The following is a 14,487-nucleotide window of genomic DNA, read 5'->3' on the forward strand; positions in this document are numbered from 1 at the left end:
GCCAATGCTGGGGCGCCCCTCAGACCCCGAGGTACTGCGCCAGATGCTTCCCGGTGAGCGACGATGCCTCGGCGACGAGCTGCGCGGGCGTGCCCTCGAAGACCACCCGCCCGCCGTCGACGCCCGCCCCGGGGCCGAGATCGATCAGATGATCGGCGTGAGCCATCACCGCCTGATGATGCTCGATCACGATCACCGTCTTCCCCGAATCCACGAGGCGGTCCAGCAGGGAGAGCAGCTGGTCGACGTCTGCGAGGTGCAGGCCGGTGGTCGGCTCGTCGAGCACATAGATGCCGCCCTTGTCACCCATGCGGGTAGCGAGCTTCAGACGCTGGCGCTCGCCGCCGGAGAGCGTGGTCAGGGGCTGCCCGATGGTCAGATACCCGAGCCCGACGTCCTCGAGGTGGCCCAGCAGCTTCGCGGCTGCCGGCACCTTGGTCTCCGCAGCGGAGAACAGCTCGCGGGCCTGGGTGACGGAGAGGGCGAGCACCTCGGCGATGTCCTTCCCCCGAAGCGGTGCTCGAGCACGTCGGTGCGGAACCGCCTGCCCTCGCATTCCTCGCAGGGCGTGGCGACGGTCTCCATGAAGCCGAGCTCGGTGTAGATCATTCCTGCCCCCTTGCAGACCGGGCAGGCACCCTCGGAGTTGTTCGAGAACAGGGCGGGCTTGACCCCGTTCGCTTTCGCGAATGCTTTCCGGATCGGCTCCAGCAGCCCGGTGTAGGTCGCCGGGTTCGAACGCCGGGAGCCGCGGATCGCGGTCTGGTCCACCACGATCGCCTCGGCCTCCTTCGGCATCAGCCGTGCACCAGCGAGCTCTTCCCGGAACCGGCCACTCCCGTGATCACTGTGAGCACCCCGAGCGGGATGTCCACGTCCACGGACCGCAGGTTGTGGTGGTCGGCGCCGCGGATCGCGAGAGACCCGGAGGGCTCCCGCACCGTCCCCTTCAGCGCCGTCCGTCGGTCCAGGTGACGGCCGGTGAGGGTGTCGGAGGCGCGCAAGCCCTCCAAGTCGCCTTCGTACTGGACGGCGCCGCCCTCGGCCCCGGCCCGCGGGCCCAGATCGATCACATGATCCGCTATCGCGATGGTTTCGGGCTTGTGCTCGACCACGAGCACGGTGTTCCCCTTGTCCCGCAGGTCCTCGAGCAGCGAGTTCATGGTGGTGATGTCGTGGGGGTGCAGGCCGATCGTCGGCTCGTCGAAGACATAGGTGACATCGGTCAGCGCCGAGCCGAGATGGCGGATCATCCTGGTGCGCTGGGACTCTCCTCCCGAGAGGGTGCCTGTGGGCCGGTCGAGGGAAAGATAGCCCAGGCCGATCTTCACGAAGGCGTCCAGCAGCGCGGAGAGGTTCCCCAGCAGCGGGCCGACGCTCGCACTGGTGTGCCGGGACCGCAGCGCGGCGACCCAGTCAGCGAGTTCGGTGATCTGGAGGGCGTTCGCCTCGGCGATCGAGAGCCCGTCGATCCGTGAACTGCGGGCGTGCTCCGCCAGACGCGTGCCCTCGCACTCCGGGCAGTTCACGAAGGTGACCGCCCGGTCCACGAACGCACGGATATGGGGCTGCATCGAGTCGCGGTCCTTGGACAGCATCGACTTCTGGATCTTCGGGATCAGGCCCTCATAGGTCATATTCGCCCCGTCGAGCTTCACCTTGGTGGGCTCCCGGTACAGGAAATCGTGGAGCTGACGCCTGGTGAAGGACCGGATCGGCTTGTCGACCGGGAAGAAGCCCGAGGAGGCGAACAGCTTCTCGTACCAGCCGCCAGCCGAGTACCCGGGCACCAGGAACGGTCCCTCCTCGAGCGACTTGTCCTCGTCGTACAGCTCGGTGAGATCCAGATCGGTGACCTGACCCATGCCCTCGCAGCGCGGGCACATCCCGCCCACCCGCGTGAAGGTCGTCTTCTCGGCGATGGTCTTCGCACCCTTCTGCACGGTCATCGCCCCGGAGGCGCTCACACTGGGGACGTTGAAGGAGTACGCGCCGGGCCCGCCGACGTGCGGCTCGGCGAGCTTGGAGAACAGGGTTCGCAGGTAGGCGTTCGCGTCCGTCGCGGTGCCGACGGTCGAGCGGACGTTCGCCCCCATCCGCTCCTGGTCGACGATGATGGCGGTGGTCAGCCCGTCAGGGAGTCCACATCGGGCCGGGCCAGCTGCGGCATGAAGCCCTGCACGAAGGAGCTGTAGGTCTCGTTGATCATCCGCTGCGACTCGGCGGCGATCGTGCCGAACACCAGTGAGCTCTTCCCAGAGCCGGAGACCCCGGTGAAGACCGTCAGGCGACGTTTGGGGATATCGAGGGAGATGCCGCGGAGGTTGTTCTCTCGCGCACCGCGCACCCGGATCAGATCGTGGGCATCAGCAGCATGGGGGAGGCGGGCATCGAACAGCTCCTCAGGGCGCGGTGGGGCGCGATTCGTCCCACGCCCGCGCCATTGTGCCACTCGCCCTCACAGCCCCGGCTAGCCTGGAGCGGTGACCGAAACGACGCACTACGACATCGCCCTGATCGGCTCCGGCTCCGCGAATTCCTTCCCGGGGCCCGAGTTCGCCGACCGCAGCATCGTGCAGATCGACCGAGGCGTGGGCCCGGACCACGTGTTCGGCGGGACCTGCCTGAACCTCGGGTGCATCCCCACCAAGATGTTCGTGCACACCGCGAACCTCGCCCACGCTCCTGCCGATGCCGCCCGTTTCGGGCTTACCGAGCAGCTGCGCCATGTGGACTGGCCGGCGATCCGCGACCGCATCTTCGGACGCATCGACCCGATCACCGCCGGTGGTGAGGAGTACCGCGACGCCCACGAGGACAATGCGAACCTCACCCTGCTGCGCGGCACTGCACGCTTCGTGGACCGCAGCACCCTCCACGTGATCGGGAACGACGGGACCGAGCAGACCGTGACCGCTGGGACCATCGTGCTGGGCGCCGGATCCCGTCCTGTCCTGCCGCCGATCGACGGCCTCGCCGAGGCGCATCCGCACACCTCGGACACGATCATGCGGATCGATCAGCTGCCCGCCTCGCTCGCGATCCTCGGCTCCGGCGTGATCGCCGTCGAGATGGCGCACATCTTCGCCTCGCTCGGCGTGGAGGTCACCCTGATCGCCCGGTCCCCGCAGGTGCTGAGCGCCGCGGATGCGGATGTCTCCGCGCGCCTGACCGAGATCCTCGGCGACCGCCTCCGGCTGGAGACCGAGCTGAGCACCACCTCCGTGCACCGCACGGGGAGGGGATCGAGCTGCGGGGACTGCGTCACGGCGCCGAGGTGACGCTGCAGGCTGAGGAGCTGCTGGTCGCCGTCGGCCGCCGCCCCAACTCCGACCTGCTGGACGTCGCCGCCGCCGGGATCGACACCGCCGAGTCCGGCCGGGTGCTGGTGGACGAGCACCAGCGGGTGCTCGGAGGCGGGGAGGTGCTCGAGGGGCTGTGGGCCTTCGGTGATCTCTCCAGCGCCCATCAGCTCAAGCACGTCGCCAACCATGAGCAGCGGATCGTGCGGCACAACATCCTCCATCCGCAGCGGCTGCGGCGCTCGGACACCATGCCGGTCCCCAGCGGCGTCTTCACCCACCCGCAGGTGGCCTGGGTGGGGATCGACGAGGAGACGGCCCGCCGCAGCGGCCGCGAGGTGAAGGTGGCCGTCCAGGAGTACGCCTCGATCGCCTACGGCTGGGCGATGGAGGACACCACCGGCTTCGTGAAGCTGATCGCCGATGCGGAGACCACCGAGATCCTCGGCGCGCACCTGATCGGTCCCGAGGCCACGACCCTCGTCCAGCTGCTGATCCAGGCGATGAGCACCGGCCAGAGCGCCCGGGACATCGTCGATGCCCAGTACTGGATCCATCCGGCCATGCCCGAGCTGATCGAGAACGCGCTGCTGCAGCTCATCGACTGAGCGAGCTGCCCCGCAGCCTCGGGAGTCCTACCCCTCGTAGCCGGGCAGGCAGGACTTCAGCGGGTCCTTCTCGATCTCGGGCTCCGGGGTGGTGCCCTCTTCGGTCCCGTCGTCGGTGGGCTCCTCCGACGCGGAGGTCTCCTCCTCGGAGCTCGGCTCTTCCGCAGGCTCCTCTTCGGCGCCGCTGGACTCCTCCTCCGGTGGGGCGCCGGTCTCCGCGGGCTCCGACGAACCGGGCTCGGTCTCCCCGCCCACCGACTCCGGCGGATCCTGCTTCATCGAGTCCTCGATCGAGGCCGCGGCCCACTGCTCGAGGTACTCGAAGTCCGGGTTGCCCGAGAACGTGACGTCCTGGGTGATCGGGTACGAGGTGAAGCCGCCGTCCTTGATCCGCAGCGCGAGGTCCACGAAGGCGTCGAGATTCCCCACCGGGATGTCGGTCTGGATGTTCTCCTCGGTGGCGTTGACCAGCCGAGGGATGGACAGGGCGAGAGTGGTCGGATCCGCCTCCTCGGCGACCCTCCGCACGATCCGCTGCTGGCGGCACATGCGGTTGAAGTCGTCTGAACCCTCCCGGGACCGCGCGTACCACAGCGCATGGAAGCCATCGAGCTTCTGATCCCCGGGCTCGATGTAGCCGTCGACCTTGCTCGAACCGCCTCCGATGGGGATCCGGCGCTCGACGACCATCTCCACGCCGCCGAGCGCGTCCACGAGATCCTCGAACCCCTGCAGGTTCACCATCGCGTAGTAGTCCATCTCGAGGCCCAGGGTCTCTTCGACGGCCCAGCGGGTCGCCGTCAGCCCCGGTTCCGGATCGCCCGGGAACAGGTCGGGGTGCTCATCCGCCCAGGTCCACACCGCGTTGATCAGGTTCTCGTTGCGGCCGAAGTAGTCGAAGCCGTCGGGGAACTCCTCGGCCGCCAGCGTGTCCTCGGGGAACTCGACGTTCTCGAGGTTGCGCGGGATGGAGAACAGGGCAGTCTGACCGGTCGCGGTGTCGATCGAAGCCACCATGATGGTGTCGGGACGGGTGCCGGTGCGGTCCGAGCCCGCGTCCTGGCCCAGCAGCATGATGTTCAACCGGTCGATGTTCGCCCAGGGGTCCTTCCCAGAGGCGAAGGAGCCCCCTCGCCCTGACCCCCGCCGAACACGGACTCCGAGCCGATGAGACCCTGCAGCGCCCACAGCGACTGCACACCGCGGCCGAAGGGCAGGGCGATGCCCACCACCATCAGCGCCGCGAGCGCGAGAGCGACGTAGCGCTTCGTCCCTGCGAGACGTTCCCGGGTCGTGTGCGCGAGGTTCGCCAGCACGATCTGCAGCGCCCAGACGAGGCCCACGACACCGACGGTGATCATCACGCCGATCAGGAAGCTGCGCTTGGTGGCGAGCATCATGCCTGTGCGCAGCGGCTCGCCGAACAGCAGGAAGGCGCCTGCGGTGACGAGCGCGAGGAGCACCACCGCCAGCAGTGCCCAGCCGATCCTGCGGAGGCGGGTGGTCACCAGCCCTGAGCCGGGCACGAAGGAGGTGAGCACGGTCCAGAACGCCACTCGCGGCAGCGATCCCGAGGCAGGCTCCGCGGCAGCGGGGCGGCCCTGGGTGCGGGCGGCGCGGTCACCGGGCTCCGCAGCGGCGTCGTCGGCCGATGCACCGGAGGGAGCGGAGGCCCCGGAGACAGAGGTGGTCCGTCCCGGCACGATCGTCGGGCCCGGGGTCCCGGCCGACGCGGGCTCGAGCGCCGCGGCGGGCTCGGCCCCGGAGTCCGTGGGCTGGGCCCCGGAGCCCGTGGGCTCCGCCTCGGAGGGCGGGGCCAGGGGAGCGTCGACGGGGGCCTGCTCGACGGCATCATCCGCGGTGGCCGACCAGACGTCCTGCTCGGTGACGGGGTCGGCGGCGAAGGCGGCGCGCCGGCCCCGCGGCCGCTGCACAGGTGCTCCCTCGTCCGCACTCGACGGCGCCGACGCAGCGCTGGAGGCGGAACCCGCGGTCCCGATCTGGGCGAGCGGGAACGCGGCACGGCGGCCGCGCGGGCGTGGAGATGCTGCGGGGGCTTCCCGCTCCTGCGGCTGCTCCTCGTCGCGCGACTGGGGCGAGGGCGCCGAGGAGGACCCGATCCAGGTGCGGCGGGGATTCGGCGAGCCGAACGCGGCGTCGCGGTTCCTGCGCGCCTCCTCCGGGGGAATCGGGGTCGAGCGTGCGCGTCGGGCCGGTTGCTGCTGGTGCCTTCCGGACCGACGGCGTCTGCCCCGGGAGGCTGAGGACGGGTCCGTCATGCGCTACATCCTAGGAGCACGATGCTGGATGTTCATGCATCAGGCTGTGAGAACCTCGTGGAGGTCATGCACAGGGACTTCCGTACCCTGGGGGCATGCGCCTGATTCATACCCCGTCGACCGATCTCACATACGACGACTGCTTCTTCCTCCCGGGCCGTTCCGCGATCACCTCGAGGTTCGACGTCGACCTCAGCAGCGACGACGGCTCCGGCACCACGATCCCGCTGATCGCCGCGAACATGACCGCTGTGACCGGCCGGCGCATGGCCGAGGTGATGGCACGGCGGGGCGGCCTCGCAGTGCTGCCCCAGGACCTCTCGCCGGAGCGGATCGACTCGATCGTCCGCTCGGTGAAGGCCCGCGACCTGCTGGTCGATCATCCGCTCACCCTCACCCCGTCCGGCACCCTCGGGCAGGCCGCGGATCTGCTGCTCCCCAAGCGGCCTCACGGCATCGTGGTGGTCGTCGATGAGCAGCGCCGCCCGCTCGGCACCGTCTCCGCCGAGGAGATCGCCGGCCGGGACACCTTCTCCGAGGTCGGCGATGTGCTCAGCGAGGATGTGCCGGTGCTGCGCCCGGAGGACCTCGGGGCGAGCCCCGCGGAGCTGCACGGTCGGATCGCCGCGACCCACCACGACGCCGCGATCGTCGTCGACGACGAGGGCGTGCTGCGTGGCGTCCTCACCGCCACCGGTGTGCTGCGCTCGACCATCTACCGACCCGCCACCGATGCCGACGGCAGGCTCCGCATCGCGGTGGCCGTCGGCGTCAACGCCGATGTCGCAGCCCGCGTGCGGGACCTGGTCGCGGTCGGTGCGGACGTCATCGTCCTCGACACCGCCCACGGGCACCAGGACAAGATGATCGACGCCCTGCGTGTCGCCCGTGAGGCGCTCGGCCCCCGGGAGGGCACCGCGGTGCGGCTCGCCGCCGGCAACATCGTCACCGCCGAAGGCACCCGCGAGCTGATCGAGGCCGGGGCCGACATCGTCAAGGTCGGCGTCGGCCCCGGCGCCATGTGCACCACGCGGATGATGACGGGGGTGGGGCGGCCCCAGTTCTCCGCCGTCCTGGAATGCGCCGCCGAGGCGCGCCGCCTGGGCGGGCACGTCTGGGCCGACGGCGGGGTGCGCCATCCGCGCGACGTCGCGCTCGCGCTCGCCGCCGGTGCATCGAACGTGATGATCGGCTCCTGGTTCGCCGGGACCTATGAGTCGCCCGGGCAGATGCGCACCGATGAGAGCGGCCGTCGCTACAAGGAGTCCTTCGGCATGGCCTCCAAGCGCGCCGTCTCCCACCGCACCGCCCATCAGGACGCCTTCGCCCGTGCGCGCAAGGGCCTGTTCGAGGAAGGCATCTCCACCTCGCGGATGTATCTCACCGAGGGCAAAGGCGGGGTCGAGGACCTGCTCGACGAGATCACCGCCGGCGTGCGCTCCTCGTACACCTACGCCGGCGCGGCCAGCACCGAGGAGTTCCGCGAGCGTGCGGTGATCGGGCTGCAGGGAGCGGCCGGTTTCGCCGAGGGCCGCCCCATCTCCAGCTCCTGGAGCTGACTCGTCCCGACCAGCCCGCACCGGGCGACGCTGCGCGCCGGCCGGTGCGATCGCGGGAACGCTGTGCCGGTAGGATCGCCCCATGACGACTCTCGTGATCGGTGGCGCCGGATACATCGGATCGCACGTGGTGCGACTCCTCCTCGAACAGGGGAAGGAGGTGGTCGTGGTCGACAACCTCTCCACGGGCCTGCGCCAGCGCACGGAGGGTGCCGAGCTGATCGAGCTCGATGTGACCCTCCCCGATGCACGCGAGAAGCTCGCCTTCGAGATGCGTGCCTGCGGCGCCGACTCCGTGATCCACTTCGCCGCCCACAAGCAGGTCGGGGAATCTGTCGAGAACCCCGAGATGTACTGGCACGACAACATCGGCGGGCTCGCCAACGTGCTGTCCGCCTGCGCGAGTGCCGAGGTGCGCGACATCGTGTTCTCCTCCTCGGCCGCGGTGTACGGCATGCCCGACGTCGACGTCGTCACCGAGGACCTCGCACCACAGCCCATCAACCCCTACGGCGCGACCAAGTACGTGGGGAGTGGATGCTCGCCGACGCCGAACGGGCCCACGCGATGCGCACCGTGGCCCTGCGGTATTTCAACGTCGCCGGCGCCGGGTGGCCCGAGCTGGCCGACACCGCAGTGATGAACCTGGTGCCGATCGTCCTGGACCGCCTCGAGCAGGGGAAGGCCCCCGTGGTGTTCGGGGACGGCTACGACACCCCCGACGGCACCGGCATCCGCGACTACGTGCACGTGCTCGACCTCGCCCACGCCCATATCGCGGCGCTGGACTACCTCCGCGGCGAGGAGCGCCCGCACCGGACCTTCAACGTCGGCACCGGCGAGGGCTCGAGCGTGCTCGAAGTGATCGACGCGATCGCCCGCGCCAAGGGCATCGAGATCACGCCCGAGATCGGGGCGCCCCGCGCCGGTGACCCGGCGCGACTGATCTGCTCCGGGGATCGCATCGCCCGGACCCTCGGATGGAAGTCCGAGCACGGCCTGGACGACATCGTCCGCTCCGCCGTGGAGGCGCGAGGCGCGGTCATCACCCCCGACGTCGAGGCCTACCCCGAGGGGTGACGGACTTGCCGCGGGGTGGCGGGTCTAGCTCGGGGTGAGGGTCCGTCCCGCGGGGTGATGGGCCCTCCTGTGGGGCGGCGGGCTGCCTGCGGATGCCGTGGCTGCCCGCATCCAGTGTCCTCATGCGTACTACCCGTGCCGTAGAGCGCCAGCCTGTACGCATGAGGACGGTGGATGCACCGACGCCGACGCACACGGAGGCGGTGGGATCGCTCAGGTGAGGTAGCGGTAGATCGGGTCCTCGGGATCGACCCGCTCGATCTCCATGTTCGAGGCGGCCATCCGGGCCATCAGCGGCTCGAGGTCCTCGCGGTCACCGATCTCGAGCCCCACCAGGGCGGGGCCCGCCTCGCGGTTGTTGCGCTTGATGTAGTCGAACAGCACGATGTCGTCGTGCGGGCCCAGCACCCGGTCCAGGAAGCGGCGCAGCGCCCCGGGCTCCTGGGGGAAGGTCACCAGGAAGTAGTGCTTGAGACCCTCATGGACGAGGGACCGCTCCACGACCTCGTTGTATCGCGAGACGTCGTTGTTGCCGCCGGAGACCACCACCACGATGTCCCCGGTCTCTTCCTCGGGATCTGCGGCGCCGTGCCCCGCCCGCCCGAGATGCTCGATCGCACCGGTCGCCACAGCGGTCGCGGCGAGCGCCCCGGCCGGCTCGGCGATGATGCCCTCGACCTGGTAGAGCGCCAGCATCTGCGTGCACACGGCGCCCTCATCGACCGCGACCAGCTCCGGCGTGATGGCCTGCACCATCCGCAGCGGACCGGCACCCACGCGGCGCACGGCGGCACCGTCGACGAAGCGGTCCAGGTCGTGGAGGGTCACGGGCCGACCTGCCCGCACCGCGGCCGCCATCGAGACGGCGCCGGCGGGCTCCACGCCGATGATCCGGGTCGAGGGGCTCCTCTCCCGCAGCCAGGCACCGCAGCCGCCGAGCAGCCCGCCGCCGCCGACGGGGGGCACCATGGTGCCGAGCTCGCGACCGTGCTCGGTGCGCAGCTGGTCGGCGGCCTCCAGCGCGACCGTCCCCTGGGCGGCCATGATCACCGGATGGTCGAAGGGCGGGACCTGGGTGGCGCCGGTGCGCTCGGCATCGTCGGCCGCGGCCTCGGCGGCGTCGTCGAAGGTGTCACCGATCAGCACCAGCTCGACCAGGTCACCGCCGATCGCCGTGATCCGTTCGCGCTTCTGCCGCGGCGTGGTGCCGGGGACGTAGATCCGGCCCTGGATGCCCAGTGCGCGGCAGGCCTGCGCGACCCCCTGCGCATGGTTCCCCGCACTCGCCGCCACCACGCCCGCCGCCCGCGCCTTCGCGTCCAGGGAGTCGAGGAAGAGATAGGCGCCGCGCAGCTTGTAGGACCGCACGGACTGCAGGTCCTCGCGCTTGAGCCACACCGGCACTCCGGTGAGCTCGCTGAGCCGTTCGCTGTACTCGAGCGGGGTGCGCCGCAGCACCGGGGCCAGGCGCTCGGCGGCGGCCTCGACCTCCGGGGCGCGCACCGGCAGTGACGTCGTCTCCGACATGCTCATCCTTTCTCCATGGCCACGACGAGAGCGGTCGCCATCGCCGCCACGCCTTCACCACGGCCCGTCAGCCCCAGGCCGTCGGACGTGCTGCCCGAGACTGTCACCGGTGCTCCGGCCGCCTCGCTCATCACCGTGCTGGCCTCGTCACGGCGCGGTGAGAGACGAGGACGGTTGCCGATGACCTGCACAGCGATGTTGCCGATCTCGAAACCGGCCTCACGCACCAGTCGCGCCGCCTCGTGCAGCAGGCGGAGCCCGGAGGCGCCCTCCCACTCGGGGCGGCCCACCCCGAAGTGCGTGCCGAGATCTCCGATGCCCGCTGCAGAGAACAGCGCGTCGCAGGCCGCATGGCAGGCGACATCGGCGTCGGAATGGCCCTCGAGCCCGCGCTCGCCCTCCCAGCGCAGACCCGCCACCCACAGCTCGCGGGAGGAACCGGTCGACGCGAAGGCATGCACGTCCACCCCGAGACCGACACGGGGAAGGGCGAGGGGAGCCGGAGAGGTCATCGGCGGCTGCCCTTGCCGTCCTCGCCGCCCGCATCGATGCGCTCCAGGAGCCGGTCGATGTCGTCGAAGGTGACCTGCGGGCTGGTGCCCAGCAGCAGCGGCATGCCGGAGATCCGCGGGATCCCCAGCGCATCGGGCAGATCGACGGTGCTGACCACTAGATCGGCATGGAAGTCGGGGAGAGCAGATCCATGACCGTGGCCTGGACGACGTGCGCCTCGCGGTCGCGGGAGGTGAGGTGGTCACGCACCTGCTCCGCGATCAGTGCGGAGGTGGCGATCCCTGCGCCGCACACGATGGCGATGGTGAGCATTGGAACTCCTGGGCTGGGGTGGGTGACGAGCAATCGCTCGGTGACGTGCGGCGGAAGGCCTGACCACACACCGGCGAGGGTCGATTCTGTCACGTCCTCGCTGGACGGAGCACGAGAGGTCCACGGCCGTCTACGATGCCAGCGTGACTCAGCCCCGACGCTCCCGCGCTGCCCGCCCTCACGGCCGGGCTGCCGGCATCGTGCTCGCCGGTGGGTCGGGGACCCGCGTGGGCGCTGGGATCAACAAGGCCTTCCTGCCGCTTGCGGGACGCAGCATCGCCGCGTGGGGACTGAACACGCTCGCCTCGGTCGAAGGCGTCGGGAACCTCGTCTTCGTGGTCCGGTCAGAGGACCTCGAGCATGCACGCTTCGTCGACGCCCGGGAGACGGACAGCCCGCTCGAGATCATCACCGGTGGCGAGACCCGCCAGGAGTCCGAGCTGCTCGCCCTGCGCCATCTGGCAGACCGCATCGACAGCGGTGCGGTCGACACCGTGCTGATCCACGATGCCGCGCGGCCCCTGATCTCCCATGGCCTGGCCTCTGCGGTGCTGCACGCGGCGCGGGAGACCGGAGGGGCCGTCCCCGGCATCCCCGCCTCCGACATCGCCGCCGCGGGGCCGGAGCAGACCCTCGCCACCGACGGCGAGCTGCGGCGTGACGCGCTGGTGAGGGTGCAGACCCCGCAGGGCTTCCACGCCGCCACGATCCTGGACGCATACGAAGCTGCCGCCCGTGACGGTTTCGTGGGCACCGACACCGCCTCCTGCGCCGAGGAGTACACCGATATCCCGGTCTCCTGGGTGCGCGGCGAGGAGACCAACTTCAAGATCACCTACGCCCAGGATCTGCTCCTGGCTCAAGACGTGGTCAGCGCGCTAGGTTTGAGGACACGGTGAGGAGGACATGATGAGCGTCGAGGAGAGCTACCTGCGCTGCACCGCCTGCGATCAGGAGGCAGAGCACGTGGTCGTCTACGCGGGGCGATTCGTGTCCCAGATCCAGTGCACCGGATGCGGTGCCGTGACCCGGCTCGACGTCTCCGAGGACTACCTGCCCGATCTCCGCCAGCGCATCTCCAGCAAGCCGCGGCGTCTGATGAGGAGGCTGCGGCGTGATCCGGGGCAGCTCGCGACCAGCCTGCCGGTGCGCACGCTGTCCAAGCCCGGCCGGATGGCTCAGGAGTTCCGCACCGTCTGGCGCAGTCGACGGGACAGCTGAGCTCTCAGGTGCCGCGCCGTGGGCTCAGCCGCGTCGGGAGATGCCGTGCCGGTGCGAGGTGTCGCGGGCCAGCCCCAGCGAGATCTGGGCCTGCCACAGGCTGAGCCGGTCCAGCACAGCGAAGCCGGCATGCGAACCGGGAACCGTGCGCACCCGGGCGCCGTGCTCCACTGCGGTGAGGATCTCGTCGAAGCGCTCCGGGCCGGGACCGGGATCCGCCTGCCGTGACGGGGCCTGCGGGCCCAGGGCGCGGCTGAGCACCTCGCGCCGCAGCAGTCGGGGGCTCTGCATCCCGGCGAGGGTGGATCTGTCGACGTTGCGCAGTCCGTCGGCGCGGACCTCCTTGACCGAGTCGGTCAGCGCGATCACCGGGACCGCCGCGTCGATGCCGTCCTCCAGAGCGGAGAGAACCTGCGTGATGACCGACGCCGGGGTGAGGGCGCGCTCCGCATCATGCAGCAGCAGCAGCTCCTCGTCGGTGTGCTCGAGGACCGCGCGCAGCGCGGCAGGGCGCCCACCGTCGACCGCGAGCACGGGGAGCCGGGGGCCGAGCGCCTCACGCAGCTGCGGCGCGGCATCGCGACCGGAGACGACGAGCGGGGTGGGGAGTCCGGCGCCCTGGAGGGTGCTGAGCAGACGGGTGAGGAGCCGGGAGCCGCCGAGCAGCTCGAGGCAGGGCGTGGCCGTGTCCCGGCTGATCCCGGGAGCAGCCGGGGCGAGGGCGAGGACGACAGGCCGCACGGCGGCGCTGGACGGGGCTGGGGACACGTGCTGGGCGGGCCTCAGGAGGCGAGGACCTCGTCGAGGATGGACTCGGCGTTGGCCTCGTCCGTCTTCTCCGCGAGTGCGAGCTCGGAGACCAGGATCTGGCGAGCTTTGGCCAGCATGCGCTTCGCCGGCGGAGAGACCGCGATCCTGATCGCGGCGCCACAGATCACGCACCACCTCGGCGACCTTCTTGACGTCGCCGGAGGCCAGCTTCTCCACGTTCGCCTTGTAGCGGCGGGACCAGTTGGTGGGTTCCTCCGTGTACGGCTGGCGCAACACCTCGAAGACCTCCTCGAGGCCTTCCTTGTCGACGACGTCACGCACGCCGACGAGGTCGACGTTCTCTGCGGGGACCTCGATGGTCAGATCACCCTGGGCGACCTTCAGCTTGAGGTAGGTGCGGTCTTCGCCCTTGATGGTGCGGGTCTTGACCTCTTCGATGAGCGCGGCACCGTGGTGTGGGTAGACGACGGTCTCGCCGACGGCAAAATTCATGTGGTGGGTCCCCTTTCCGGCGGTCAGTCTAGCACCGGGGAGTCGTGATAATGCGTCCGGTCACCCGCTTTCACCTGCTTGCTGACCTGCCAGAGCATCTGTTCTCCGAGGCTGTCGAGAGGTGGTCCGGGCCCGTCCGTCCGCGAGGCTCCTGGAGACGATGTCGGGTTCTCGCGCATCGACCTGGTCACGCCTCGCGTCGTGGGGGCCGTGGGAGGACCGTGGTGGGGTAACCTGTCAGGGCTGTCCCCAGAACGTCCCGCCGCTCCGCGGCACCGAAGAGGAGTCCTCCGTGCGCCGTCCCCGCCGTCTCGTGCTCTCCGCCGCCGCCCTGGGCTTGGCGCTCGCGGCCTCCGGCTGCACGTATCTCAGCCCGGTGCAGACGCACGATTTCTACCAGGCCGGTGACGGCACCAACGCCAACATCGAGCAGGACGGCGCCCTCTTCGCCGGTGTGCGCAACGCCGTGCTCGTCCTCGGCGAGGACGGCACCCCCGTGTTCACCTCGACGGTCGTGAACTACTCCGATGAGGAGATCACCGTCGAGATCGAGGGCATCGCCGAGGATGCCTCGATCTTCTCGGCCCAGATCCAGGTGCCCGCCCAGGGCACCGTCCAGATCGGCCCGGGCGATGATCAGCAGCTGGTCCAGGTCGGTGCGGTCAACGTGGTCCCCGGCACGGTCCTGGATCTCGATGTCAGCGCCGGCGGCGAGACCACCACCATCTCCCTGCCGACGCTCGAGACCAGCCTCAGCCACTACGAGCTCGAGGAACTGGCCGAGGGCTGAGCCCCGCCGCTCCCGTCAGCACGCAGAACGCCC

The 14,487-nt window shown here is 70.2% G+C and carries 13 protein-coding genes and 3 pseudogenes; 7 read left to right on the forward strand and 9 right to left on the reverse strand.

The features are described 5' to 3' along the window. Positions 1 to 19: 19 nt before the first annotated feature. Positions 20 to 2,398: pseudogene (locus H3H54_RS05685) on the reverse strand (ATP-binding cassette domain-containing protein). Between the two features lie 85 nt (positions 2,399 to 2,483). On the opposite strand from H3H54_RS05685, the gene H3H54_RS19475 reads away from it, so the two are divergent. Both H3H54_RS19475 and H3H54_RS19480 read left to right on the forward strand, forming a co-directional pair. After that, positions 2,484 to 3,281, forward strand: a complete 798-nt coding sequence (locus tag H3H54_RS19475; RefSeq protein WP_395963464.1) for an FAD-dependent oxidoreductase — start codon at positions 2,484 to 2,486, stop codon at positions 3,279 to 3,281. Next, the gene (locus H3H54_RS19480) at positions 3,278 to 3,910 is read left to right on the forward strand and encodes an FAD-dependent oxidoreductase (protein WP_395963466.1); all 633 of its coding nucleotides are present in this window, start codon (positions 3,278 to 3,280) and stop codon (positions 3,908 to 3,910) included. The genes H3H54_RS19475 and H3H54_RS19480 overlap by 4 nt, the downstream gene beginning before the upstream one ends. Before the next feature lie 27 nt (positions 3,911 to 3,937). Here the strand turns inward: H3H54_RS19480 and H3H54_RS05695 are convergent, their stop codons facing one another. Continuing rightward, positions 3,938 to 4,984: an LCP family protein gene (locus H3H54_RS05695; RefSeq protein WP_262426410.1), complete on the reverse strand. Its 1,047-nt coding sequence runs from the start codon at positions 4,982 to 4,984 to the stop codon at positions 3,938 to 3,940. A gap of 5 nt (positions 4,985 to 4,989) precedes the next feature. After that, entirely contained in the window at positions 4,990 to 5,844 is an 855-nt protein-coding gene (locus H3H54_RS05700) for a hypothetical protein (RefSeq protein ID WP_262425868.1), read from the reverse strand. Between the two features lie 440 nt (positions 5,845 to 6,284). On the opposite strand from H3H54_RS05700, the gene H3H54_RS05705 reads away from it, so the two are divergent. Then, the gene (locus H3H54_RS05705; RefSeq protein WP_262425869.1) at positions 6,285 to 7,748 is read left to right on the forward strand and encodes a GuaB1 family IMP dehydrogenase-related protein; all 1,464 of its coding nucleotides are present in this window, start codon (positions 6,285 to 6,287) and stop codon (positions 7,746 to 7,748) included. Between the two features lie 82 nt (positions 7,749 to 7,830). Beyond that, positions 7,831 to 8,828 (forward strand): annotated as a pseudogene (gene galE / locus H3H54_RS05710) (UDP-glucose 4-epimerase GalE). A 213-nt stretch (positions 8,829 to 9,041) separates the two neighbouring features. Here galE and ilvA read toward each other — a convergent pair. Genes ilvA through H3H54_RS05730 form a run of 4 tightly spaced genes read right to left on the reverse strand, consistent with a single transcriptional unit; the run spans position 9,042 to position 11,180 of the window. Continuing rightward, the gene (ilvA, locus tag H3H54_RS05715; protein WP_395963468.1) at positions 9,042 to 10,361 is read right to left on the reverse strand and encodes a threonine ammonia-lyase IlvA; all 1,320 of its coding nucleotides are present in this window, start codon (positions 10,359 to 10,361) and stop codon (positions 9,042 to 9,044) included. Further along, the gene (gene ispF, locus H3H54_RS05720) at positions 10,358 to 10,867 is read right to left on the reverse strand and encodes a 2-C-methyl-D-erythritol 2,4-cyclodiphosphate synthase (RefSeq protein WP_262425870.1); all 510 of its coding nucleotides are present in this window, start codon (positions 10,865 to 10,867) and stop codon (positions 10,358 to 10,360) included. The genes ilvA and ispF overlap by 4 nt, the downstream gene beginning before the upstream one ends. Next, entirely contained in the window at positions 10,864 to 11,025 is a 162-nt protein-coding gene (locus H3H54_RS05725; protein ID WP_262425871.1) for a hypothetical protein, read from the reverse strand. Before H3H54_RS05725 ends, ispF begins: the two co-directional genes overlap by 4 nt. After that, positions 11,025 to 11,180: a hypothetical protein gene (locus H3H54_RS05730; RefSeq protein WP_262425872.1), complete on the reverse strand. Its 156-nt coding sequence runs from the start codon at positions 11,178 to 11,180 to the stop codon at positions 11,025 to 11,027. Before H3H54_RS05730 ends, H3H54_RS05725 begins: the two co-directional genes overlap by 1 nt. 143 nt (positions 11,181 to 11,323) lie before the next feature. Between H3H54_RS05730 and H3H54_RS05735 the strand changes: the two genes are divergently transcribed. Beyond that, entirely contained in the window at positions 11,324 to 12,079 is a 756-nt protein-coding gene (locus H3H54_RS05735) for a 2-C-methyl-D-erythritol 4-phosphate cytidylyltransferase (protein WP_262425873.1), read from the forward strand. Positions 12,080 to 12,086: 7 nt separating this feature from the next. Further along, positions 12,087 to 12,401 (forward strand): hypothetical protein, encoded by a 315-nt coding sequence (locus H3H54_RS05740; protein WP_262425874.1) that lies wholly within the window; start codon positions 12,087 to 12,089, stop codon positions 12,399 to 12,401. 24 nt (positions 12,402 to 12,425) lie between these two features. Here H3H54_RS05740 and H3H54_RS05745 read toward each other — a convergent pair whose 3' ends face one another. Together H3H54_RS05745 and H3H54_RS05750 are read right to left on the reverse strand one after the other, a co-directional pair. Continuing rightward, positions 12,426 to 13,142, reverse strand: a complete 717-nt coding sequence (locus H3H54_RS05745; protein ID WP_262425875.1) for a 2-C-methyl-D-erythritol 4-phosphate cytidylyltransferase — start codon at positions 13,140 to 13,142, stop codon at positions 12,426 to 12,428. A gap of 41 nt (positions 13,143 to 13,183) precedes the next feature. Then, positions 13,184 to 13,664, reverse strand: a pseudogene (locus tag H3H54_RS05750) (CarD family transcriptional regulator). Positions 13,665 to 13,956: 292 nt separating this feature from the next. On the opposite strand from H3H54_RS05750, the gene H3H54_RS05755 reads away from it, so the two are divergent. After that, a complete protein-coding gene (locus H3H54_RS05755) occupies positions 13,957 to 14,454 on the forward strand; it encodes a hypothetical protein (RefSeq protein WP_262425876.1) in 498 nt (165 codons plus the stop codon). Positions 14,455 to 14,487 lie beyond the last annotated feature (33 nt).

The organism is Brachybacterium sp. Z12, from assembly GCF_014400405.1.
In the GTDB taxonomy this organism is placed as follows: domain Bacteria; phylum Actinomycetota; class Actinomycetes; order Actinomycetales; family Dermabacteraceae; genus Brachybacterium.

Excerpts from the sequence above, each read along its gene's own strand:
- H3H54_RS05695 (WP_262426410.1), bottom strand. The coding sequence starts at position 4,984 with ATGCTGCTGGGCCAGGACGCGGGCTCGGACCGCACCGGCACCCGTCCC.
- H3H54_RS05705 (WP_262425869.1), top strand. The coding sequence starts at position 6,285 with ATGCGCCTGATTCATACCCCGTCGACCGATCTCACATACGACGACTGC.
- ilvA (WP_395963468.1), bottom strand. The coding sequence starts at position 10,361 with ATGAGCATGTCGGAGACGACGTCACTGCCGGTGCGCGCCCCGGAGGTC.
- ispF (WP_262425870.1), bottom strand. The coding sequence starts at position 10,867 with ATGACCTCTCCGGCTCCCCTCGCCCTTCCCCGTGTCGGTCTCGGGGTG.
- H3H54_RS05730 (WP_262425872.1), bottom strand. The coding sequence starts at position 11,180 with ATGCTCACCATCGCCATCGTGTGCGGCGCAGGGATCGCCACCTCCGCA.
- H3H54_RS05740 (WP_262425874.1), top strand. The coding sequence starts at position 12,087 with ATGATGAGCGTCGAGGAGAGCTACCTGCGCTGCACCGCCTGCGATCAG.